Source organism: Streptomyces sp. NBC_00045, from assembly GCF_045041095.1.
Taxonomy (GTDB): Bacteria; Actinomycetota; Actinomycetes; order Streptomycetales; family Streptomycetaceae; genus Streptomyces.
Map to the genome: position 1 here is coordinate 209593 of NZ_CP108272.1, position 21508 is coordinate 231100.

Below are 21508 nucleotides of genomic sequence, written 5' to 3' on the forward strand. Positions count from 1 at the left end.
CCGCCCGAGGCCGCGACCGCCTTCGCCCGCCGGACGGTGGTCCGGCGGGCGAAGGCGGACGGGGGCGGCCTGCGGCCCGGTGGGCCGGCCGGGGTCAGGCGGCCTGGTGGTCGGCGATGGCCTCGGCCGCCGCGCGGTGCCCGACCCGGGCCAGCACGGGGTTGGTCACGCGGTAGTAGTGCTCCGCGGTGACGCCGAAGCGCAGGGCCCAGCCGCGGCCGCGCGCCCAAGTGGCGTCGTCCACGCCCGACGCGTCGCGGAACACCTCGCGGGTGTCGGCGGACAGCAGGGTCCAGGCCGCCATCGTGTCGCAGGCGGGGTCGCCGACGCCCACGCCGCCGAAGTCGATGACGGCGCTGAGCCGGCCCTGCCGGGCCAGCAGGTTCCCGGGCAGGAGGTCGCCGTGCAGCCAGACGGGCGCGCCGTCCCACTGCGGTACGCGCAGCGCCGCCTCCCACGCGGCGGTCGCGGCCCCCGCGTCGAGCGTGCCGTCGGCGCCCAGGTCCCGGATCGCGGCCCGGACCCCGGCGTCGGCGGTACCCACCGGCCCGCCCCGGAACGACCGCGGCGCGCCGGCGGTGTCGATGCGCCGCAGCGCGGCGACGAAGCGGCCCAACCCGGCGGCTGCATCGTGTAGTTCGGTGAGCGGTTCGTCGAACAGGTTCGCGCCGTCCAGCCAGCGGTACACCGACCAGGCGAACGGGTAGCCCTCGCCCGGGACCCCCTGCCCCAGGGGCACCGGTACGGCCAGCGGCAGGTGCGGGGCGAGGCGGGGCAGCCACCGCTGTTCGAGGTCGACCTGGTCCGCGGCGCCGGGCATGCGCGGCAGCCGTACAGTCATGTCGTCGCCCAGCCGGTACATCGCGTGGTCCGTACCGGCGGACCGGACCCTGCGTACCTCCAGGTCCGCCCACTGCGGGAACTGCGCCGCGACCAATCGGCCGACGAGGGGTCCGTCGATGTCGACCTCGTCGGCATGCATCTTCACGCTGGACATCGAACCCCTCTGCAGAGCTGGCTGGCTGACGACCCGGAACGGAGCGGACGCACGACCCTACGTGCCCGGAACCGGGCCGTGCCAAGGCTTTTCCGTGCGCCGCACGTGCCCTCATATTCCATCGAACTAGATACATCTGTTCTGATGTAAGGTCGCGGCATGAACGGAGTGCAGCTCTTCCTGCTGGGCCGGACGCTGATGAAGATCGGCGAAGAGGCCATCCCGACGGGCGGTGTCGGCAAGCGCGCGACGAGCACGCGGTCGGTCCTGATCGTGATGCTCGACGTGTACGCCCACCCCGACACCACCGTGGGCGAGATCGCTGTCCGCTCTGGGCTGCCGCAGAGCGCGGTGTCCGCGTGCGTGGCCCGGCTGCGCGAAACCGGCTCCGTGGTCACCGCCACCGACCCCGGCGACCGGCGGCGCACCCTCGTCCGGCAGAACCCCGAGGTCTCCGACCGGCGGGCGGAGGTTGCCGCCGCCCCGATCGACGTCGCCCTGTCCACCGCGCTCGGCACGGACGACCCCGACGAACTCGCCGAGGTCGTCGCCCTGTTGGACGCGCTCGCCCGCCGCCTCTCACCCGACGTGCTGGCCCGCCTCACCCTGGAAGCCCCGGACGCGGGCTCCGCCGGAGCGGGCTAGTACATCACTCGACGCGACGAAGCCGTCGTGTCGGGCCGAACATCAGGTCGACAGCAGGGGTGGGGCCTGCCTCGTGATCGCGGCAGCCGGCAGCAGATTGTCCGGTTCGGCGCCGGGATCCTCGGCGACGACGATGCCGGCCGTGTGAACGTCGAAGCCGGTCGGCCAGATCGTCAGGTCGCTCGCCAGCGCGCCTTCCAGTTTCGCCTGCCGCAAGTCGGCACCGCCGAGATCGCAGCCCCGCAGGTCGGCGCATCGCAGATCCGCACGGACGAACACGGCCCCATGGGCACGGGCCTTGCGCAGATTCGCCTCCCTCAGGTCCGCACCGGAGAAGTTCGCCTCATGCAGGTCGGCCTTGACCAGGCGTGCGCCGCGCAGATCGGCTTCGAGACAGCGGACCTGGTGGAGAATCGAGGTCCCGAGTTCGGCATGCCGCAGATTGGCTGCGATCAGTGACGCCCCACTCAGGTTGACCTGGTACGCGCTCGCCGCTTCCAGGCACGTGCCGTCGAGGTTGATGCCGTTCAGCCACAGTCCGTCGCAATCGGCTCGACGCAGGTCGGTGAAGCTGACGTTGAGCCAGCCCGGGTCGCGTCCCTGACCAAGGACCCCGAGGCAGGTGAGCGCCACCTGAGCATCTGCGGCCCGGGTCTCCAGCGGGCGCACTGCGTTGATGGACACGTCCGCCGCCGGAGATCCCGGCTCCTGCGGCGGCCACGGCAGGTGCGTCCGAAGGTACGCCGCCATGATCGAGACGACCGCCTCGTGGTCGCGGACGGAATGGTCCGCGATCCGCCACAGTGCGTAGATGCCGCCGATCCGCACGTCCAGCTTGTCGCTGCCGAGCTGTTCCACGGCCCGGCTGAAACGGTCGGTGACGTGGCCCTCCCGGGTGGCGTTGAGCCCGTCCTGGCTGACGCGCAACTGCCGCCAGGTGGCGTAGGCGCCGAACAGGACGACCGCGCCACCGATCGCCTGTAGGAGCGTGGTGCGCACGTTGTTCACGGCGTTCAACCGTTCTGCGGCACCAAGGTGGTCACCGGCCAGGTCGTGGTCCACCACCAACCCCGGAAAGACCAGGAACACAACGAACAGCACGGCCAGCACGGCCACCACGACCGAGGCCACGGCGACGGCGCGAGTCGCGCGCCGGCGGCCGCGAACAGATCCCCCCATAGCCATCGGATCCTAGAGCAAGGCTGAACTCGTTGAACCCGTGCGTCCCCGGAACCGCGCCGCCCGGCACCGCACCGGGCGCCCGGTGCCGGGCGCCCGGTGCCGGTCAGTGCCAGAGCTGGTAGCGGCCGTCGTTCTCGTCGTGGAGGTAGACGTTGGCCGGCCCGTTGCCGCCGTTGGAGTCCAGGAAGCGCCCGGTCGCCTTGTTCTTCAGCTTCCAGGCGCTACCGGTCCAGTTCTCGCTCCAGCGCTGCCAGTCGTTGCCGGTGCACTTCTCGATGTAGACGTCGTTCCCGTACCCGGTCAGGCACCATTCCTTGGTGTAGTAGTCCTGCATGAGCCAGGTGCCGTCGTTGTTGGCGTAGTCGTACCACTTGGCTTCCCGGGCGTCGCAGGTGGCCAGCCACACGTCGGTGTCGTAGTAGTCCTGGGCCAGGCACTTGCCGGACACGTCGTGCCGCCACTGGACCAAGCCGTTGGCGCTGGCCGAGCTGGTCACGGAAAGGACGAGCGCGGCGGCGGCGCCGACCGTGGCGCAGGCCTTAGCGGTCGTCTTCAGCGAAGCGATCATGATGGTTCCTCCGTCTCTGTGCGGGTACGGCAGGCCGACCGGCCGACCCGCAGGCGTGCGGGGGCGGTCGGGCTGCGGACTGGCGTCACAGCACGACAAAGGCAGTGGTCAAGCAAAGCCGAAGGGCAGTGGAACGGTCCCGTCCCGGAATGTCCCCCTCCGGCCCACCTGCAACAAGGCTTGACATACGGCCCGGTTGAGGTGGATTTTCCCCCGGGGGAGATCATCACCCCAGAGATCGCTTTCGGTCAACTGCCTTCCTGCCGCGCCGTGTTGTCCGGAAGGCGGCGACCCGTCCTACCACGGTCCCGGCTGCTCTTGCGGACCGGCCGGCGAAGTCCACCTCGCCCGCTCGCGCGGCGGCCGGTCGCCGAAGTCGACGCGACCGTGCTGGTCGCGGCCATCGACGACGGCTGCGACCAGCACGGTCACCCCAGCAGACCAGACCCTAGGCACCGGAGGCTGCGGGCGCCGCCGAGCTCCGCGTCGACGGGGCCGGCTGCTGCTTCGTGTGGTTGCGTACCAGCAGGCACAGCAGCACCGCGATCCCCAGGGCGGCGATCGGCAGGACCGCCGTCACGTGCAGGGCTGCGAGGAACGCGTCCCCGTACGTCGCGCCCGCCGCGAGCTCCGCGGCCAGCCGCCCCTGGAGCAGTGCCCCGACCGAGGCCGCCCCGATGACGGAGCCGATCTGACGGATCGTGTTGTTCACTCCCGAGGCCGCCCCCGCGAGCCTCGGTTCCACGTGGCGCATGGCCTCGGTCGACATCGGCGCCACCACGCACCCGATGCCCAGTCCGGTCACGGCCGTCGCCGGGGCGAACAGGTACCAGGGCGTCGCGGGACCTGCGATCAGCACGATCGCGACCATCCCCGCCGCGTACAGCGAAAGCCCGGCCATCAGCAGGTACTTGCCGCCGATCCGGTCCGACAGCCGCCCCGCGAAGGGGCCCGTCACCATCGACACGAGCGAGGACGGCGCGAGTACCAAACCGGCCTTGAGCGCACTCATGTGCAGTACGGACTGCAGGTACAGGTTGAAGGGGAGCACCAGCCCGATCATCGCCATCGACACCAGCGCCACGAGCACGGTCATCACGGTGAAGTTCCGGTCGCGGAAGAGCACGAACGGCACCAGAGGCTCACGGTCCTGCTTGCGGCGCTGGTGTACGAGGAACCCCGCGACAAGCGCGACCCCGGCGGCCAGCAGTGCCCAGACCCCCGCGCCCCAGTCGTACCGCCCGCCCTCCTGCAGCCCGAACGCGAGGCAGAACAGCGCGGCGGTCGCGATCAGCACCCCCACCAGGTCGAACCGGTGGCTCCGCCCGCCCCGCACGTCCGGCACCACCAGGTACGTCATCACCAGCGCGGCCACGCCGATCGGCACGTTCACCAGGAAGATCCACCGCCAGCCGACGGTCGAGACGAGGGTGCCGCCCAGCGTGGGCCCCGACAGCGTGGCGAGTCCGGCGACCATCCCCCAGATGCCCATGGCCGTGCCGCGCCGCTGCGCGGGGAAGACCGAGACGATCAGCGCCATCGTCTGGGGCGCCAACAGTGCCGCGCCCAGTCCCTGCAGCCCGCGGGCCGCGATCAGCAGCCCTGCGTTCGGCGCGAGCCCGCACGCCACGCTGGCGAGCGTGAACACCACCACTCCGGAGGCGAAGAGCCTGCGCTGTCCCCACAGGTCCCCGAGTCGGCCCGCGGTGATCAGCAGTACGGCGAGCACCAGCGCGTACCCGCTGACCACCCACAGGGTCTGGTCGAGGGTGGCCCCCAGGGCGTCGATCATCTCGGGGATGGCGATGTTCACGATGGTCAGATCCAGCAGTGTCATGAAGAACCCCAACGACACGGTCACCAGTACCGCCCAGGGATTGCCGGCCCACTTGCGCATGTCCCGCCCCTCCGTCCGCGCCCCGGCATCCTCCGGTGGCCACGACACGAAAATATCCCATCAATCTTGATGTATCAATTCTGATGCATCAAAAAAGATGATGCTGCCTTGATCGGCATGCCAATCGGTGGGGATTGGCCCGTGTCCGGGCCCGCCCCGCATGGCAGGCTGGCCACCCGCACGCCACACGCAGGGAGTTGTGATGCAGGTAGCCGTGGTCACCTTCGACGGGTTCAACGAGCTCGACAGCTTCATCGCCTCGGCGCTGATCAACCGCTGCCGCAAGGACGGCCTCGAAGCCTTCATCACCACGCCGACGCCCGTGGTCACGTCGATGAACGGCGTCGAGGTGACGGGCCAGCGCCCCATGGAGTTCATTCCCGAGGCCGACGTCGTACTGATCGGCAGCGGTGTGAAGACGCGCGACGTGGTCGCCGACGACCGGCTGCTCTCCATGCTGCCCCTGGACCCCGCGCGCCAGCTGATCGGCTCGCAGTGCTCCGGCGCGCTCGTCCTCGCCCGGCTCGGGCTGCTGGACGGGACGCCGGCGTGCGCGGACCTGATGAGCCGCCCGTACGTCGAGGCCTGCGGCGTGACCGTGCTGGACGCGCCGTTCCACGCCGTGGGCAACATCGCCACGGCGGGTGGCTGCTTGGCCTCGCAGTACCTCGCAACGTGGGTGATCACCCGTACGCTCGGCGAGGAGGCCGCGCGCGGTGCGATCGGCTACGCGGCCCCGGTCGGCGAGCAGCAGGAGACGGTCGAGCGCGCCGTGCGTGCCGTCCGCGCGGGAGAGCCCGCCCTGCGCTGACGCGCTCGGGCGGTGTCCGCGGAGGCGCCCAGGCGGAACCAGAGCCACTTGCCGGTCCCGTCGGTGGCGATGCCCCAGGACTGGCTGAGGGCGGCGATCGGGCCCAGCCCCCGACCGGACTCGCGCGCCCCGCAGCCCGCCGGCGTCCGGACCTGCCCGAGCACTTCGGGTCGTGGAAGGGCGCGCACGACCGGTTGTGGAAGTGGGCGGCCGACGGCACTTGGGCGAAGGTTTTCACCGCCCTGCTCGCGCAGGCCGACGCCGAGGCGAGGGCGACCTCGACCGGGTCGTCGCGGTCGATTCCACGATCGTGCGTGCCCATCAGCACGCTGCCAGGGCCCGTCAAAAGGGGCCCCGGCCGGCGAGCCGGTCAACCATGCCCTCGGACGGTCCCGCGGCGGACTGACCACGAAGATCCACCCTGCGGCCGACGGGCGGTGCCGGCCCGGCCGCTAGCGTTCGTCATCACACCCGGCCAGGCGGGTGACGCACCAGCGTTCGCCCAGGTCATGGCCCAGACAAGGGTGCCCCGGCGGATCGGCCGCCCCACGGTCGCACCGGACGTGGTCCTGGCCGACAAGGCGTACTCGTCCCGCGCGATCCGCGGCCATCTGCGGCGGCGGGGCGTCCGAGTGGTGATCCCGCAGCCCGCAGCCCGCAGCCCGCAGCCCGCAGCCCGCCGACCAGGCCGCCAACCCCAGGCGGCTCGGCAGGCGCAGGGGCTGTCCGCCGGCCTTCGACCGCGAGGCCGACAAGCAGCGGAACACCGTCGAGCGGCGCATCAACAAGCTCAAGCAGCGGCGCGGCCTAGCCATTCCCGAGCGGGTCGACCAGGCCCGGAATCGGGCCCGGCGCGGCAGTCTCGGCGGTCGTCCACCGGCCTTCGACCGTGAGACCTACAAGTACCGCAACGTCGTGGAACGGTGCTTCAACCGGCTCAAGCAGTGGCGCGGCATCGCCACCAGGTACGACAAGACCGCGCAGTCCTACCAAGCAGCTGTCACCCTCGCATCGCTCCTGATGTGGGCCTGACACTTGGACGCCAACTCCTAGAGCAGCGCCTCCGAGCCGTGGAGCTCCACGAAGCCGACGACCCGCCGCAAGCTGGCGAAACTCGTGACGTTGTTTCCGATCACCCGCACCGAGGCCGGCTGGCCCGTGTGCCAGCTGTGCGCGGCCCGGGAGAGGGCCCCCCACTGGTTCTCCAGCTGGGCGTAGTCCGGGCTCAGCTGGTAGGCGGTGTAGCCGTTGATGTTGCCGTAGACGCGGTTCATGATCGGTCCGAAGCGGGCGGCTTCCGAGAAGATGGTGATCGCCATCAGCATGCCCCGGTCCGCGCGCGTCTCGTCCCAGTCCCCGAGGTTGTGCAGGTCGCGGAGCGCGTTGAAGATGTTGGTGGAGCCGAGGTTCAGGTTCTCGCGGGTGGACCCGCCGTTCAGGCTGGCGTAGCTGCCGTTGCGCGGCATGAGGCGCGCCGTCACGCCCAGGTCCTGCTGGAACTGCCCCTGGCGGCCGTCCTGGAAGGCCCAGTGCCGGTTGGCGCCGGGGGAGTAGAAGCCCGCGACGTAGAGATTGTCGGCCCACAGGTAGACGGAGACCAGGTCGGCCCCCTCGTTGAGCACCCGTACCTGGATCAGCCGGTTGGTGTTGCGCGTGGTCTGCTCGACGAGCCCGCCGCCGACCTCGGTCGAATCTCCGTAGCTGCTGCGGTGGATCGCGTCGATCAGGTTCCAGTAGCGGCCGGCGTGCTCACCTGCCCCGTTGGTGATGCCGGTGATGTCCCAGTTGATAACGGAATAGGCTGCGGCGGTCTGCGGCTGGGCCTGGGCCTGAACCCGGCTCACCCCGGCCGTCCCGCCGTCGGGGGCGGCCGCCGCGGAGGCCGTGACGGCCGTGGACGCAAGGATCGCGGTGGCGGCCGTCAGCGACAGCAGCGCGGAGTAAGTCTTCTTGAACACGGTTCCCTCTCGAATGGCCGGGTCCAGACGGGGTGTGGTCGACCGCTGCGGCTGGACGCGAAGCGGGCATGTGCCGCTCGATCCAGCATGTGCGCGCTCCCGCACCGCCGTTGCCCCCCAGCGCACGCCCTCTGTCCCGTACGTGCACGGGACGGACGACGAGCGCGTCCGGGAAGCTCCCGGCACCAAGCCCTGCCGTCAAAGTCCCGGCTGGCTCGGGGCGCCCGCAGCCACTCTGACGACAGGCCCTAGGCGAAGGGCCCCTCGGCGGTGAAGCGGCGTAGCTGGTGGGCGAACTTCGCGGCCTCGCCCGGCGGCCACCCCGACAGGCTGCTCATGATGTGCGCGGCCAGCCGCGTACGCAGCTCCGCGACCGCGGATCGGCCCTGCTCGGTGAGGACGAGCAGGTGCGCGCGCCGGTCGGTGGGGTCCGCCTCGCGCCGGATGAGGCCGGCGGCCTCCAGTCGGGAGGCTCGGCGGGTGACGCCGGAGCGGTCGATTCCGACGTCGGGGGCCAGGTCGGCGGCGCTGCGGGGGCCGGTCCGGGCCAGTGCGCTGAGGACCGGGTAGGTCTGTTCGTCCACCCCCTCGCCCATGCCTTCGGTGAGCTGCCGGTGCAGCTGCGTACGGGTGGTGCGCCTGAGCAGGATGCCCAGCGCGTCTGCGATCTCGTGACCTACTTCGTTCTCCACGCCCCAAGAATAGCGTGCGCGGCGCACGCGATCGGTGCTACCGTGATCGAGATGCGTGCGAAACGCACGCACTTTCCTTCGTCCTGCAAAGGAACTCCCATGACGCGCACCGGTATCGAGGCCGCCCTCAACGACCTGATCTTCAACCGCGACATCACCGTCCAGGAGGCCGCCGACCTCCACTTCACCCCGGAGTACCGCCAGCGCACGGACGGCGAGTGGGCCGACCGGGCCGAGTTCATCGAGCACATCACCCACGTGCGCGGCGTCGTCGCCGGTGGCCGCGTGGAGGTGCACGAGGAGCTGTACGACGGCAGCCGGTACGCCGACCGGCACACCGTCGACATCACGAAGGAGGACGGCTCGACCGTGCGCATGGAGGTCTACGTGTTCGCCGACCTCGCCCCCGACGGCCGCTTCAGCCGCATCGAGGAAACCACCCTGATGCTCCAGGGCTCCGCCGCCGACCGCACCCTCGGCAGCGCCCGCTGACCGAGGTCCGGTTCGCCGCCGTGCGGTGGTCAGGCGGTGGGGCGGGGGGCCGGGGCGGGGGTGGTGGTCAGGGCGCGGATGGCGGTCTGCTGGGAGTAGCCGAGCAGACCGATCGTCACCGCAGCCATGACGACCGCGAAGAGCACGTGGCCCAGGGTCGAAGTGACGGCCAGGCCAAGGGCGTTGAGGACGAAGTGGCTGCCGATCCGCAGGGCGACGAGCGCGATGGCGACCCTGCGGGTCTCCTTGCCGCGCCACAGCGCCTTGGCGAGCTTGAGCCGCCTGCGCATCATCGTCAGCGAGACGGTGATGTTCACGGCCAGCAGGATCAGCAGCACGGGCCACGCCGAAGGGAAGGCCTTCAGGATGTCGAAGGCGGCCGCGAGAACGCCTTCGAAGCCGAAGAACCACAGCGGAAGCCGGTAGTCGGCCGGTGTCATCGTGCTGGTGTCGATCGCTTCGGCCGGTGCGCCCTGCGCGGTCTTCTTCTTCAGGATGTCCATGGTGCTGCGCCCCCGTGATTGGTTTGATGATCATTATTTTGGCCGGGGGAGGGGCCTCGGGGGCAGAGCCCGGGGTCACGCGTGCCTTATGACAGCTGTCATGCGCCGACCCGGCACCGGAGGTTGGGGCGGGCGCGTGATGGGATGCGCCGTATGGGTCTCATCGGACAGGAAGACGAGTCATGAGCGTCCGCCGCGCCCCGGCGGGGGCCGACCGCACCCCGGCATCGGCACCGGCCCCGGCATCGGCACCGGCATCGGCACCGGCACCGGCCTCCGCCCCGGCCCCGGCATCGGCCCCGGCATCGGGACCGGCCCCGGTCACCACCCCCGTACCCCCCTTCGACCCCGAACTCCGCGTCGCGCTGGAGGCCTTGGACGACGCGGCGAGGGAGCCGATCACCCCCCACAACCTCGCGGCCCGGCAGCAGCGGGACGCCGTCTCCCGCCCCCGGCCCACGGCCGGGGACCTGCGTGCCGACGGCCGTTTCGAGGTGACGGAACTGTGCGTACCGGGTCCCCCGGACTCACCCGACGTCACCCTCGTCAGCGCGCGCCCGGCCGGGCTCGCCGGCCCGCTGCCCCTCCTGTACTACATGCACGGCGGCGGCATGGTCATGGGCAACGCCTGGTCCGTACTCCCGGGGATCCTGCGCGAGTGGGCACTGCCCCTGCAGCTGGCCGTCGTCTCGGTGGAGTACCGTCTGGCGCCGGGGGCCCGGTACCCGGCGCCGCTGGAGGACTGCTACGCCGGACTCCACTGGGCGGCCGGCCACGCGGCCGAACTGGGCATCGACGCCGACCGCATCGTCATCGGCGGCAAGAGCGCGGGCGGCGGCCTCGCGGCGGCCCTCGCACTGCTGGCCCGTGACCGCGGCGGCCCCGCCGCCCTGGGTCAACTGCTGCTGTGCCCCATGCTCGACGACCGCGGCGAGACCTTCTCCAGCCACCAGATGACCGGCCTCGGCGTATGGGACCTCACCTCCAACACGACCGGCTGGAAGGCCCTGCTGGGCGAGCGCCACGGCGCCGCGGACCTGCCGCCCTACGCCGCCCCCTCCCGTGCCACGGACCTCTCCGGACTCCCCCCGGCCTACATCGAGGTGGGGTCGGCCGAGATCTACCGGGACGAGGACGTGGCGTACGCGAACGCCATCTGGCAGGCCGGCGGCCAGGCCGAACTGCACGTGTGGCCCGGCGCCTACCACGGCTTCGACGGCCTGGCACCGCACGCGGCCCTCACCCGCGACGCCCGCGAGGCCCGCACCCGCTGGCTGCGCCGCCTCCTCAACGTGCCGACGGAGTGCGCTTCAGTCCGTCCAGGGTGAGGTCCAGCAGGCGTTCGGCCTGCTCCCGCTGTTCGGGCCTCGCCGAGGTGAGGGCGATACCGGCGAGCGCCGCGAACATGTCGGTCGGGCCGATGTCGGTCCGGATCGCCCCGGCCCCGGCACACGCGTCCATCAACTCGGTGATGGCGCTCTGGACCATGTCGTGGCTGTGGGCGTACGGGTTGCTCCCCGAAGCGGCGATGGCCCGCAGTGCATCGGCCATGCCGAGCTTGGCCGTGGCGTAGTCCATGAAGAGGCGGGTCCATGCGCGCAGCGCCTCGTACGGCGACCCCGTCGCGAGCAGCTCGGGCACGACATCGCGCAGCTGCGCCAACTCGTTCCGGTAGGCCGCCTCGACGAGCGCCTCGCGGGTGGGGAAGTTGCGGTACAGGGTCGCAGTTCCCACGCCCGCCTCCCTGGCGATGCGTTCGAGGTGCGCGTCCAGACCCTCCTCGGTGAACACGCGTACCGCCGCGGCCAAGATCTTGTCCCTGTTGCGCTGCGCGTCGGCCCTCAGTGGGCGTGCTGCGTCCCGACCCATCGGCGTCGGCCGTCCTTTCGCTCTCCGTCGGTTGCTAAGTGGAGGCGCGCCCGCTTAGTCTCCATTAAGTGGTGGCGCCTCCACTTAACTCTAGGGCATGCCCTGGCCTGCCCGTATTCACCGAGGAAGTCGAGGAAGGACGTGCCGATCATGGCGGGTATCGAAGGCAAGAACGAAGGCAAGAACGACGGAAAGAACGAAGTCGAGAACGAAGGAAGGATCCGAGGCAAGGTAGTCGCCATCACGGGCGCCGGCAGCGGCATCGGCGAGGCGACCGCCCTGCTGCTCGCCGAACGCGGCGCCAAGGTCGTCCTCGGCGCGCGCCGGACGGAGCGGCTCGAAGCCCTCGCCGCCCGCATCGAGCAGGCCGGCGGCGAAGCCGCGTGGATCCGCACCGACGTCACGCTCCGCGAGGACCTGACCGGCCTCGTCGACCTGGCCTGCGACCGCTTCGGCAGGATCGACGTCCTCGTCGGCAATGCCGGGGTCGGCCTGATCTCCCCGCTGGACGAGCTCCGCGTCGAGGACTGGGAGAAGATGATCGACGTCAACCTCAAGGGCGTCCTGTACGGGATCGCCGCGGCCCTGCCGGTCTTCCGCGAGCTGGGCTCCGGCCACTTCGTGAACGTCGTCTCCACGGCCGGACTCCGGATCGTCCCGAGCCAGGCGGTGTACGCCGCCACCAAGAACGCCGTACGCACCCTCTCCGAGGGCCTGCGCCAGGAGGCCGGCGACAGCCTGCGCGTCACGGTCGTCTCGCCGGGCATCACCCGCACGGAATTCGCGGACTCCATGCCACCGCAGATGCAGGCCCAGGTCCGCGCCCGCATGGACAGGACGGCGATCCCGCCGGACGCCATAGCCCGCGCCATCGCCTACGCCATCGAACAGCCGGACAACGTGGACGTGGGCGACATCGTCGTCCGCCCCACCGCGCAGGACTAGCAGCGTCCACCCGGGGTGACGTGCGCGCCGGATCGTGCCGTGCCACCCTGTTCACAGGCCCCGGAGCCTCGGGAGATGACAGCCGCGACGAACGGAGCGCGCTGTGGGACATCCGATACGCGCTGCGGCGATACGGCGCCGGGCGGCCGCCGTCTTCGCCGCCCTGCTGCTGTTGACACTCGCCTCGGGTACGGGCGCCCGTGCCGCGCCCGCTCCCTCGCCGTGGCCGTACGGCGATGCGGGCGACCCGGGCCGGCTCGACCCGCGCATCACGGCGATCATGCGCAAGCCCGAGTACCGGCACGCCCAGTGGGGACTCCTGCAGACCGAGCCGGCCAACGGGCGGGTGCTGCACAGCATGTTCCCCGAGCAGTTCTTCATCCCCGGTTCCACCGCGAAACTGTTCCCCGTCTCCGGTACCTGGCGCACCCTCGGCACGGACCACCGCTTCGTCACGCCCGTCTACGCCGTCGGCGACCGCAACGGCGCCACGCTGACCGGCGACCTCGACCTCGTCGCCCAGGGTGACCTCACCCTGGGCGGCCGGACGCGGCCCGACGGCACCGTGGCGTACACCGACCTCGACCACACCTACGCCAACGACTTCCCCGGAGCCACCCTCACCCCGGAGAACCCCCTCGCCGGCATCGACCAGCTCGCCCGGCAGGTCCGCGCCTCCGGCATCACCCGCGTCGAGGGCGACGTCATCGTCGACAGCCGCCTCTTCGCCCCCGACACGGTCCTCGTCCCCACCCCGACCCCGCTGATCATCAACGACAACCTCATCGACCTGCTGACCACGCCCGGCGACCGGGCGGGCGCCGCCGCCCGCCTGGACTGGCGTCCCAAGGTCGCCCCGTACCGGGTCAGCTCCACGGTCAAGACGGTCGCCGCCGGCCAACCCACGAACATCACCGTGACCGCCACCGACGGCGGCACCCGCATCCTGCTGTCCGGCACCATCGCGGCGGACGCCAAGCCGCTGCTGCGCACCTCTCCCATCACGGACCCGAACACCTTCGGCCGCACCGCGCTCATCGAGGCGCTCGCCCGGGCCGGCGTACGGGTCACCGCCGACGCGAGCGGCCCCAACCCCGCCGCCCGGCTGCCGCGTTCGTACGACGGCCGCCCGCGGGTGGCCGCGTACACCTCACCCCCCTATGACCAGTACGCCAAGCTCATCCTCAAGGTCAGCCACAACCTGGGCGCCAACCTCGGCATCTGCCTCATGGCCGTCACCACCGGCAGCCACCAGTGCGCCGACGGCTTCCCGGTCCTCGCCGGCTTCCTGGACCGGGCCGGCGTCGACCGCAAGCAGGCCGAACTCATGGACGGCCGCGGCGGCAACCCCGCCGACCGGGCCACCCCCCGGGCACTGGTGCAGATGCTGGCGTACTGGCAGCGCACCCCGGACGCACAACGCTTCCGGGAGGCCCTGCCCATCCTCGGCGTCGACGGTCTGCTGGCCGAGAACTGCCGCAGCTGCCCGGCGCGCGGGAAGGTCTTCGGCAAGACCGGTGCGGCAGTCGGCGGGGACTCCCTCAACGACCGGCTGGCCGTCGGCGCGATCACCATCGCCGGCTACCTCGACAAGGGCGGCGGCCGCTTCGACACCTTCTACGCGGGCGTCAACGGTGCCTCCACCCCGACCGCCGACCCCGTCGACGTCCTGTCCATCGCCAACGACCTGGCCCTGATCGCCGCGTACCTCCAGGAGTCGCCGTGACCGGACCGGCGGATCACCGCAGATCCGAAGAGGGCGAGGGGGCGGGGGAGGGCGCGTCGTCGAGGAAGCCGCCCGACTGGTGCTGCCACAGCTTCGCGTAGGTGCCGTCGCAGGCCAGCAGCTCCCGGTGCGTGCCCTGTTCGAGGATGCGGCCGCGGTCGAGGACGACGAGCCGGTCCATGTGGGCCACCGTGCTCAGCCGGTGCGCGACCACGAGCGCGGTCCGCCCTTCCATCAGGCGCCACAGCGCCTCCTGGACGAGGATCTCGCTCTCCGAGTCCAGGGCGCTGGTCGCCTCGTCGAGCAGCAGGATCGGCGCGTCGCGCAGGATCGCTCGGGCGAGCGCGACCCGTTGGCGCTGCCCGCCGGACAGCTTCACGCCGCGCTCACCGACCATGGTGTCGAGGCCGTCCGGCAGCGCGTCGGCGAACTCCGTGACGTGCGCCGCCTCGGCCGCACGGCGGACCTCGGCGTCGGTGGCGCCCGGCCGGGCGAACGCGATGTTCTCCCGCAGCGTGCGGTGGAACATCGCCGGGTCCTGCGGAACGTAGGCCATCAGGGCGCGCAGGTCACGCTGGCGCATCCTGCTGATGTCCTGACCGCCGATCAGGATCCGGCCCGAATCGATGTCCGTCATCCGCAGCAGCAGCCGGGTCAGCGTGGTCTTGCCCCCGCCGGACCGGCCCACCAGCCCGATCTTCGCCCCGCTGGGCACGGCCAGCTCCAGCCCCTCGAACAAAGGCTCCGCGCCCGCGTGCGCGAAGGTCACCTTCTCGAACCGCACCGCGCCGGCCCGTTCCGGCTCCGGCGCCGCTTCCGGCGACGGCGGGTCGAGTACGGTGGGCGGCGTCAGCAGCAGCTGCGTGAACTGCGAGGCCTCCGTCATCGAGCTCTCCACCCGCCGGTAGATCTGGTTGAACTCGAACATGATCCGCGTGGCGTTGGAGTAGTACGTGAACGCGACCACGACCGCTTCCACGCCGTGCCCCTGCCGGGCCCCGGAGACCGATACGGCCGTCACGGCGAGCAGCAGGCCCAGCGCGTTGGTCACCACGGACATCGGAGCGACGACGGTGTCGATCCGCAGGTTGCCGTAGTCCCACGAACGCAGCATGAGCCCGCGCGAGCGCGCCACCCGCGAGCGGTGCTCGGCGGCCTCGCGGTCCTCCGCACCGAACGCGCGGACGGTGTCCATGTTCATCAGACTGTCGGAGACGTGCCCCGACACCCGGGCGATCGCCTCCTCGCGCCGGTTGACGAGCGCCTGACGGCGCCGTACGAGGGGCAGGACGCACACCCCCGTCACCGCGATCATGACCAGGAGCGCGACGACGAGCAGCGGTTCGTAGCGCCAGAGCACCACCGCCCCGAACAGCAGCGGCACGAACCGGCCCACGACCGAGAAGGTCAGCGTGTCGACGAACTCCTCGAAGCGGGAGGCGAAGCTCAGGACCCGCTTGGTCAGTGAACCGGCGAAGTTGTCGTGGAAGAACGCGGCGTCCTTCGCGAACAGCTCGTCCATGCCGATGACGTACAGGCTCTCGATCCCGAGGGCGTCGAGCCGGTTCAGGCAGTGCAGGCCGGCGCGCCACGCGGCCTCGGAGAGCAGCAGGACACCGGCGAAGGCGAGGACGTACGGGAGCGCCGGCCCCAGGCCGAGACCGCCGGCGGTATCGTCGGCGATCCGGCCGACGAGCTTCGCGACGATCAGCGGCGCGATGTAGTTGATCCCGATGTTGCCGACGGCAGGCAGCAGCATGGCGGGCGCCGTCCACCACCGCAGCCGCGCCAACTCCCTGCCGTAGTAACGAAGTGCGAGGACCACCGATCCCCTGCCGGGTGGGCCTCCTCGTGATGCAGACGGTTCCATGGCAACCCTGTGTAGTCGTCCAGTAGCGGAATTCGCAGTGTCCCGCGCCGGTATCGACGCCGTCCAAGCGTTTTCCGTGTGGGTGACAAAGACGGCCGCCCGCCCCCGGAAGGGGCGGGCGGCCGTCGAGCAGCGCTTCAGGTCAGTTCTTGTCGTACATGCCGTACAGGTCGACGATCAGGTCGGTCTGATCCCAGCCCCGGTTCCAGAAGTCGATGACACCGGTGGTTCCGGTGCTCGCCTGGACCAGGTTGGAGACGGTGGCGCCCGGCGTCCAGTTCAGGACGGACGAGTCCGGCGGGGTCGGCTTGACCGCCTTGCCGGAGATGTAGTCGTCCATGGTGTTCGGGTCCGGTGCGACCGAGAGGTGCCCGCTGCCCTGCGGGTTGGTCACCGTCGTGTTCAGGACGAGGGCCTCCAGCGCCCTGCCCGACGTCCACACGGTCTCGGTGTGGTACTTCTGGCCGGCGAGGGGCAGGGGGAAGCTGCCGGCCCGCGAGTCGTACTTGCGCTCGGGCTCCATCGGCAGGTAGGCGGCCTTGCCGTCGGCGCTGTAGTAGCCGGTGACGTCCACGATCACGTCGGTCGGGCTCCAGGCGCCGTTGCGGATGTTGATCTTTCCGTCCGGCCCGACGGGCACGATCACCGCATTGGCGACCGTCTGCCCGGCGGCGAAGTTCACGCTCGACGTGGACGGCGCCTGCTGGCCGCTCGGGAAGGCGGTCAGGTGACCGGCGCCCTTCGGGTCGGTCACCGTGACGTTGAGGGCCACGGCCGTGACGCCCGCCGGCAGCCCGCCCTGACCGGCGATCTGCACGCCGAAGGTGCTCTGCGCTGCGGCCTGGCCCATGGCCGTGCCGAGCCCCTGCCGGGTGTCGACGAGCCGGGACGGCTTGACGGAGGTGTAGCCACTGGCTGCGGTGCGGGTGAAGTAGCCCGTCACGTCGGCGATCAGGTCCACCGAACCCACGCTGCGGTTGGCCAGCTCGACGTACCCGTCCTCACCGACCGGCACGATCGCCAGGTTCGGGACGGTCTGCCCCGCCGCGAAGTTGACGTTCGAGGTGGCCGGCTGCTTCTTGCCGGAGGCGTACGCGATGACGTGCCCGCCCGCCGAGGCGTTGGTGGCCGTGATGTTCAGCGCCACGGCGGTCACCCCGGCGGGGATGCCCCCGTTGCCGACGACCTTCACCCGGGTCGTGCCGTTCGCACCGACGGGGCCGGCGGCCGGCGCGCCGGTGCCGTCACGGGTGTCCAGCAGCCGGGTGGGCGCGTGCGGGGTGAACTCGGAGCCGTCCACGACGACGTCCTTGGTGGTGGTGGACGTCAGCTTGGCGATCTTGTCGGTCGCCGTGATCGTGATCTTGTGGGAGCCGACCTCGGCGTACGTGTGCTTGAGGTAGACGAGCTCGTCGGCCTTGCCGAACTCCTCGTTGGTGGTGCCGTCGCCCCAGTCGACGGTGTACCAGGCGTAGCTGTTGGCCTGGTCGGTGCTGACGGAGGTCGCCAGTCCGATGGTGTGCGCGTAGGAGGTGGACGTCCCCATGCCCACCTCGAAGTACTCGGCTCCGGCGTTGCCGGCCTTGGCGTTGGCGCCCTTCGCGGCGGTGTCCTTCGCGGCGGCATCCTTGGCCGCCGCCTGCGCGGAGGCATCCTGCGCGGAGGCATCCTGCGCGGAGGCATCCTGCGCGGAGGTGTTCTGTGCGGAGGTGTTCTGCGCGGAACCGGCCGTGGCCGTGGACCGGCCGGGCTCGGCGGACGGCCCCGCCGCCTGCGCGGTGGCGGGTATGAAGCCGATTGCTGCCGCGACGACGGCAGCGGAGATCATGACGCGGTGTCGGTACACCGGCCCCCCAATTCCTGAACTTGTTCACAAAAGTCGTAGTCAGCCTACATGTCACCCCCGGTCCCACCCGGTAGGTTCCGAGGCGTCAGCTCATGAGCAGGAGCCGCGTGTTCGGTACGAGCTTCCGGTTCACGCTGGTGCTCTGCACGAAGATCGTGAAGTCGTCGTTGTGGTCGGGCTTGACGCGGACCTCCACGTCCGGCAGGCCGAGCAGGGCACGCGCCTCCGGTCCCGTGAACACGCGGTCCGTCTTCTTCTCCAGCACCGCAATCTGCTTCCGCGCCTGGACCTTTTCCGACTTGCTCAGCTGATAGAACGCACAACCGGTGCGATAAGTGTTCCCGGATTCGACGACCCATTCCCGGATTCCCGCGTCACGAGCCACCGGAATCAGCTGGTATCCCGACGGATCGACCGGGGTGAGACCGGCCGCCTTGATGGTGTCCTCGTTCACCGTGTCCGCACCCATGGAGAACACTGCCCGCGATCCCCGAATGCCCTGGGAGCGGCCCACCATGAACTTTTCGGTGGCCTGCTTGATGACCTCGCCGGCGTCTTCCAGACCCTGCGTGCTCGTGGCGTCCCAGATGGCGATGTTGTCCTTCGGGAAACCGCACTGCATGGCCTCGCGCTTGCCCATCTGGTCCGGCACGAGGACGGCCAGCGTCCAGTTGTCCGCCTGCGTCGCGATCAGCTGCGACACGGCCTGCACCAGTTCACGCGGGTCCTTGGAAGGGGCGTCCACGCAGCGGTGACTCGCGTTCTCCTGCCCATCGGTCAGCACGAACGTCAGGAAGCTGTGGTCGCCGTACAGTTGCGCCGTCTGCGCCAGCTCCCGCTGCGACTTCAGCGTGGCCGCCAGCAGAGCCGTCATGCCACCGACCCGGTAGAGCTGCTTCAGGGACGGCATCCGCAGCACGTCCTTGTCGTAGATGATGCACTCCACCTTGTCGGCGAAGACGTACACCGTGACACGGGTTTCCTGGTCCAATTCCTGCGACCGGCGCGCCAGATATGCAATCTGCTGGTCGGCGACTTCGACGACCTTACGGTTCAGATGCGACATCGAAGAACTGGCATCCAACACAAGAGCAACGTGATTGATGTAGTTCTGGTTTCCGGACATGGAAGCTCCCCCTCTTTCCGACTGGATGCTCCAACCTTCTCACCCACCACTGACAATCGAGGGGGAGCGGCCGTGCCCGACGCAGGTGCGCGCACGCCGTAAGGGTTTCGTCATCGGTCCGCGGATGGTCTGCGGCCTCGCTGCCGCGTTGAATGACCGTCACGTACTGCCGAGGATGGATGAAGGATCGTCATGACACGACGCATGGTCACTGCTCTGATCGCTGCCGTGGTGGTGCTGGGCGCGGGTCTGTACTGGTTCCAGCCGTGGAAGCTGTGGCAGGACCAGACGGTCCGGGAGGCCTCACCGACCGCGCACGGCGCCCCCACCGGAGCGAGCAGTGCCGCCCCCGCCGCGCGGACCGTCGCCGCCGGCGTACTGATCAGCCACGAGCACAGCACCACGGGCATGGCGAAGCTCGTCCGGCTCCCGGACGGCTCACACACCCTGCGCCTGGAGAACCTCGAAACGAGCAACGGCCCCGACCTGCGCGTCTGGCTCAGCGACGCACCGGTGAAGGAAGGGGTGGACGGCTGGCGCGTGTTCGCCGACGGCAAGCACGTGAGCCTCGGCAAGCTCAAGGGCAACAAGGGCGACCAGAACTACACCGTCCCCGCCGAGGTGAACATCGCCGACTACAGCAGCGTCACCATCTGGTGCGACCGCTTCGACGTCTCGTTCGGCGCAGCACCCCTACTGTCCACCTGAGCGGCTCAGGCCCCGCTGTCCGGGGCCGTTTCGGGTCGGGTGTGAAGGATGTCGCGCGCTTGGTCGGCGGCGCGGACGATGCTCTCGGAGACGAAGTCGACGAAGCGGGCGATGTTTTCGAGGCGGGCGCCGGCAGGGGTGCCGGGGCCGAGGACGCCGACGCCCTGCCGTGCGATGTCGGCGAGCCGGGCGGTGCCGCGGGCACTGGCGACCGTGGACTGGTACCAGACGTCGTCGTCGACGGCGTAGCGCTCGCGGCGGCCTTCGTGGCGTTCCCGGCGGATCAGGCCCTGGGCTTCGAGGAAGGCGATCGCCTTGGAGACGGAGGCCGGGCTGACCTGGAGGCGCCGGACGAGTTCGGCCGCGGTGAGGCTGCCGCTGTCGCTGGTGCAGAGGCAGGCCAGCACCCGTGCCGTCATCCTGGGCATGCCCGTCTGCATGAGGACGGTGGTGAAGGTCTCCTCCTCGTACTCGCGCACGGCTTCGGCGTCGGGCCCGTCGGCCCGCCCGGGTGCCTGCGGCCCCAGGGGCACGGGCTGCCGGCGCCGCTGCGCACGGCGTTCGGTGGCGCGGTGGGCCGACTCGGCGCGGTAGGCGGTGGGGCCGCCGTTGCGCATCACCTCGCGCGTGACCGTGGACGTCGGACGGTCGAGGCGCCGGGCGATCTCCGCGTAGGCGAGTCCGTCGGTCACCCCCAGGGCGATCTGTCGGCGCTCCTGTTGGGTGAGCCTGCCTCCCGGCATCGCGGTCTCCTTTGCGGTCGTTGGTGGCCCCGGACGCCTCCAGCTTAGCGTTCAGCTTCATCCCATTGCAACGGTAGGGTGGAGGTTCATTGCGTTAGGTGTCATTCCATTGCAATGATTGTGCGCCTCTGACCTGGTGTAATGGCAATGCAATGCAATCTGGCTATTCTCGTATTGATGAACGCAACGTAGTGTTTCTGTCATCGGAAACAGCGCGCCAAGAGGTGCGCGATACAGAAACCCGGAGTGCATGATGCTGAAGTTCGACACCCCCGCCCCCGTCTCCGCCGTCCTGGACGTCCCCGCGGGGCTGGTCCGGTTCATCGCGGCGGACCGGACGGACACCACGGTGGAGGTCCTGCCCGCGAACGCCTCGAAGAGCCGTGACGTGAAGGCGGCCGAGCAGACCACGGTCGAGTACCGCGACGGGGTCCTGCGGATCGCCGCTCCGGAAGCGAAGAACCAGCTCTTCGGTGCCTCCGGATCCCTGGAGGTCACGGTCCAACTGCCCGCCGGCTCCCACGTCGAGGCGAAGACCGCCGCCGTCGAACTCCGCGGCGTCGGGCGCCTCGGAGAGGTCACCTTCGACGGTGCACAGGGCCCGGTCAGGATCGACGAGGCCGCCGGCGCCCGCCTGACCCTCCTCGACGGTGACGTCACCATCGGTCGCCTGGGAGGCCCGGCCGAGATCAGCACCGCCAGGGGCGACATCCGGATCACCGAGGCCGTGCGCGGCACGGTCACCCTGAACACCCAGCAGGGCGACATCGCGGTCGGCGCCGCCCGCGGAACCTCCGCCACCCTCGACGCCGGCACCGCCTACGGCCGGATCCACAACACCCTCACCAACGCCGACGGTCCCGACGCCGCCCTCGGCATCCACGCGACCACCACCCAGGGCGACATCACCGCCCGCAGCCTCTGAGCGCC

General features: G+C 70.5%; 20 protein-coding genes and 1 pseudogene. 9 read left to right on the plus strand and 12 right to left on the minus strand.

All coding sequences use genetic code 11. The annotated features are described in order from the left end of the window. Positions 1–94: 94 nt before the first annotated feature. Positions 95–997, minus strand: coding sequence for an aminoglycoside phosphotransferase family protein (locus tag OHA65_RS36810; protein WP_331736312.1), 903 nt, complete (start codon positions 995–997; stop codon positions 95–97). A gap of 159 nt (positions 998–1156) precedes the next feature. On the opposite strand from OHA65_RS36810, the gene OHA65_RS36815 reads away from it, so the two are divergent. Then, positions 1157–1642, plus strand: coding sequence for a helix-turn-helix domain-containing protein (locus OHA65_RS36815; protein ID WP_327286192.1), 486 nt, complete (start codon positions 1157–1159; stop codon positions 1640–1642). A gap of 42 nt (positions 1643–1684) precedes the next feature. Here the strand turns inward: OHA65_RS36815 and OHA65_RS36820 are convergent, their stop codons facing one another. The 3 genes from OHA65_RS36820 to OHA65_RS36830 all read right to left on the minus strand — a co-directional run bounded on the left by OHA65_RS36820 (position 1685) and on the right by OHA65_RS36830 (position 5289). Beyond that, positions 1685–2821, minus strand: coding sequence for a pentapeptide repeat-containing protein (locus OHA65_RS36820; RefSeq protein WP_331736314.1), 1137 nt, complete (start codon positions 2819–2821; stop codon positions 1685–1687). A gap of 106 nt (positions 2822–2927) precedes the next feature. After that, positions 2928–3392 carry a hypothetical protein gene (locus OHA65_RS36825; RefSeq protein ID WP_327286194.1) on the minus strand — a complete coding sequence of 155 codons (465 nt, stop codon included), beginning with the start codon at positions 3390–3392 and terminating at the stop codon, positions 2928–2930. 448 nt (positions 3393–3840) lie between these two features. After that, positions 3841–5289 (minus strand): DHA2 family efflux MFS transporter permease subunit, encoded by a 1449-nt coding sequence (locus tag OHA65_RS36830; protein WP_331729778.1) that lies wholly within the window; start codon positions 5287–5289, stop codon positions 3841–3843. Between the two features lie 202 nt (positions 5290–5491). Here OHA65_RS36830 and OHA65_RS36835 point away from each other — a divergent pair, with 202 nt between their 5' ends. Next, a complete protein-coding gene (locus tag OHA65_RS36835) occupies positions 5492–6100 on the plus strand; it encodes a DJ-1/PfpI family protein (RefSeq protein WP_327286196.1) in 609 nt (202 codons plus the stop codon). 152 nt (positions 6101–6252) lie between these two features. Then, positions 6253–7132: pseudogene (locus OHA65_RS36840) on the plus strand (IS5 family transposase). Between the two features lie 17 nt (positions 7133–7149). Here the strand turns inward: OHA65_RS36840 and OHA65_RS36845 are convergent. After that, a complete protein-coding gene (locus tag OHA65_RS36845; protein ID WP_327286197.1) occupies positions 7150–8058 on the minus strand; it encodes a ribosome-inactivating family protein in 909 nt (302 codons plus the stop codon). 248 nt (positions 8059–8306) lie between these two features. Beyond that, complete coding sequence (locus OHA65_RS36850) at positions 8307–8750, minus strand: MarR family winged helix-turn-helix transcriptional regulator (protein WP_327286198.1); 444 nt, start codon at positions 8748–8750, stop codon at positions 8307–8309. Between the two features lie 99 nt (positions 8751–8849). Between OHA65_RS36850 and OHA65_RS36855 the strand changes: the two genes are divergently transcribed. Next, on the plus strand, positions 8850–9242 hold the full coding sequence (locus OHA65_RS36855; protein ID WP_327286199.1) for a nuclear transport factor 2 family protein: 393 nt from the start codon (positions 8850–8852) through the stop codon (positions 9240–9242). Between the two features lie 29 nt (positions 9243–9271). On the opposite strand, the gene OHA65_RS36860 is transcribed toward OHA65_RS36855, so the two are convergent. Then, positions 9272–9745, minus strand: coding sequence for a hypothetical protein (locus OHA65_RS36860; RefSeq protein WP_327286200.1), 474 nt, complete (start codon positions 9743–9745; stop codon positions 9272–9274). 182 nt (positions 9746–9927) lie between these two features. Between OHA65_RS36860 and OHA65_RS36865 the strand changes: the two genes are divergently transcribed. Continuing rightward, the gene (locus OHA65_RS36865) at positions 9928–11073 is read left to right on the plus strand and encodes an alpha/beta hydrolase fold domain-containing protein (protein ID WP_331736316.1); all 1146 of its coding nucleotides are present in this window, start codon (positions 9928–9930) and stop codon (positions 11071–11073) included. On the opposite strand, the gene OHA65_RS36870 is transcribed toward OHA65_RS36865, so the two are convergent. Continuing rightward, complete coding sequence (locus tag OHA65_RS36870) at positions 11033–11614, minus strand: helix-turn-helix domain-containing protein (protein ID WP_327286202.1); 582 nt, start codon at positions 11612–11614, stop codon at positions 11033–11035. The two genes, OHA65_RS36865 and OHA65_RS36870, sit on opposite strands and share 41 nt — an antisense overlap. Before the next feature lie 150 nt (positions 11615–11764). Here OHA65_RS36870 and OHA65_RS36875 point away from each other — a divergent pair, with 150 nt between their 5' ends. Then, positions 11765–12559: an SDR family oxidoreductase gene (locus OHA65_RS36875; RefSeq protein ID WP_331735085.1), complete on the plus strand. Its 795-nt coding sequence runs from the start codon at positions 11765–11767 to the stop codon at positions 12557–12559. Between the two features lie 103 nt (positions 12560–12662). Beyond that, the gene (gene dacB / locus OHA65_RS36880) at positions 12663–14285 is read left to right on the plus strand and encodes a D-alanyl-D-alanine carboxypeptidase/D-alanyl-D-alanine-endopeptidase (protein WP_331735088.1); all 1623 of its coding nucleotides are present in this window, start codon (positions 12663–12665) and stop codon (positions 14283–14285) included. Positions 14286–14298: 13 nt separating this feature from the next. Here the strand turns inward: dacB and OHA65_RS36885 are convergent, their stop codons facing one another. The 3 genes from OHA65_RS36885 to OHA65_RS36895 form a co-directional block, all read right to left on the minus strand. Next, positions 14299–16155, minus strand: coding sequence for an ABC transporter ATP-binding protein (locus OHA65_RS36885; protein WP_331736318.1), 1857 nt, complete (start codon positions 16153–16155; stop codon positions 14299–14301). 142 nt (positions 16156–16297) lie between these two features. Beyond that, positions 16298–17983 (minus strand): PKD domain-containing protein, encoded by a 1686-nt coding sequence (locus OHA65_RS36890; protein ID WP_405763550.1) that lies wholly within the window; start codon positions 17981–17983, stop codon positions 16298–16300. Between the two features lie 103 nt (positions 17984–18086). Further along, on the minus strand, positions 18087–19127 hold the full coding sequence (locus tag OHA65_RS36895; RefSeq protein WP_329316762.1) for a vWA domain-containing protein: 1041 nt from the start codon (positions 19125–19127) through the stop codon (positions 18087–18089). 192 nt (positions 19128–19319) lie between these two features. Between OHA65_RS36895 and OHA65_RS36900 the strand changes: the two genes are divergently transcribed. Beyond that, entirely contained in the window at positions 19320–19835 is a 516-nt protein-coding gene (locus OHA65_RS36900) for a DM13 domain-containing protein (RefSeq protein WP_331736322.1), read from the plus strand. A 5-nt stretch (positions 19836–19840) separates the two neighbouring features. Here the strand turns inward: OHA65_RS36900 and OHA65_RS36905 are convergent, their stop codons facing one another. After that, positions 19841–20578, minus strand: coding sequence for a MarR family transcriptional regulator (locus OHA65_RS36905; protein WP_329316766.1), 738 nt, complete (start codon positions 20576–20578; stop codon positions 19841–19843). A gap of 253 nt (positions 20579–20831) precedes the next feature. Here OHA65_RS36905 and OHA65_RS36910 point away from each other — a divergent pair, with 253 nt between their 5' ends. Continuing rightward, on the plus strand, positions 20832–21503 hold the full coding sequence (locus OHA65_RS36910; RefSeq protein ID WP_327286549.1) for a DUF4097 family beta strand repeat-containing protein: 672 nt from the start codon (positions 20832–20834) through the stop codon (positions 21501–21503). Positions 21504–21508 lie beyond the last annotated feature (5 nt).

What these genes read in the sequence shown, in the direction of transcription:
- OHA65_RS36910 (WP_327286549.1), top strand. Translation starts at nt 20,832, where the DNA reads ATGCTGAAGTTCGACACCCCCGCCCCCGTCTCCGCCGTCCTGGACGTC.
- OHA65_RS36905 (WP_329316766.1), bottom strand. Translation starts at nt 20,578, where the DNA reads ATGCCGGGAGGCAGGCTCACCCAACAGGAGCGCCGACAGATCGCCCTG.
- OHA65_RS36885 (WP_331736318.1), bottom strand. Translation starts at nt 16,155, where the DNA reads ATGGAACCGTCTGCATCACGAGGAGGCCCACCCGGCAGGGGATCGGTG.
- OHA65_RS36865 (WP_331736316.1), top strand. Translation starts at nt 9,928, where the DNA reads ATGAGCGTCCGCCGCGCCCCGGCGGGGGCCGACCGCACCCCGGCATCG.
- OHA65_RS36860 (WP_327286200.1), bottom strand. Translation starts at nt 9,745, where the DNA reads ATGGACATCCTGAAGAAGAAGACCGCGCAGGGCGCACCGGCCGAAGCG.
- OHA65_RS36835 (WP_327286196.1), top strand. Translation starts at nt 5,492, where the DNA reads ATGCAGGTAGCCGTGGTCACCTTCGACGGGTTCAACGAGCTCGACAGC.
- OHA65_RS36830 (WP_331729778.1), bottom strand. Translation starts at nt 5,289, where the DNA reads ATGCGCAAGTGGGCCGGCAATCCCTGGGCGGTACTGGTGACCGTGTCG.
- OHA65_RS36900 (WP_331736322.1), top strand. Translation starts at nt 19,320, where the DNA reads ATGACACGACGCATGGTCACTGCTCTGATCGCTGCCGTGGTGGTGCTG.
- OHA65_RS36875 (WP_331735085.1), top strand. Translation starts at nt 11,765, where the DNA reads ATGGCGGGTATCGAAGGCAAGAACGAAGGCAAGAACGACGGAAAGAAC.
- OHA65_RS36810 (WP_331736312.1), bottom strand. Translation starts at nt 997, where the DNA reads ATGTCCAGCGTGAAGATGCATGCCGACGAGGTCGACATCGACGGACCC.
- OHA65_RS36870 (WP_327286202.1), bottom strand. Translation starts at nt 11,614, where the DNA reads ATGGGTCGGGACGCAGCACGCCCACTGAGGGCCGACGCGCAGCGCAAC.
- OHA65_RS36820 (WP_331736314.1), bottom strand. Translation starts at nt 2,821, where the DNA reads ATGGGGGGATCTGTTCGCGGCCGCCGGCGCGCGACTCGCGCCGTCGCC.
- OHA65_RS36890 (WP_405763550.1), bottom strand. Translation starts at nt 17,983, where the DNA reads ATGATCTCCGCTGCCGTCGTCGCGGCAGCAATCGGCTTCATACCCGCC.
- OHA65_RS36855 (WP_327286199.1), top strand. Translation starts at nt 8,850, where the DNA reads ATGACGCGCACCGGTATCGAGGCCGCCCTCAACGACCTGATCTTCAAC.
- OHA65_RS36825 (WP_327286194.1), bottom strand. Translation starts at nt 3,392, where the DNA reads ATGATCGCTTCGCTGAAGACGACCGCTAAGGCCTGCGCCACGGTCGGC.
- OHA65_RS36895 (WP_329316762.1), bottom strand. Translation starts at nt 19,127, where the DNA reads ATGTCCGGAAACCAGAACTACATCAATCACGTTGCTCTTGTGTTGGAT.
- OHA65_RS36815 (WP_327286192.1), top strand. Translation starts at nt 1,157, where the DNA reads ATGAACGGAGTGCAGCTCTTCCTGCTGGGCCGGACGCTGATGAAGATC.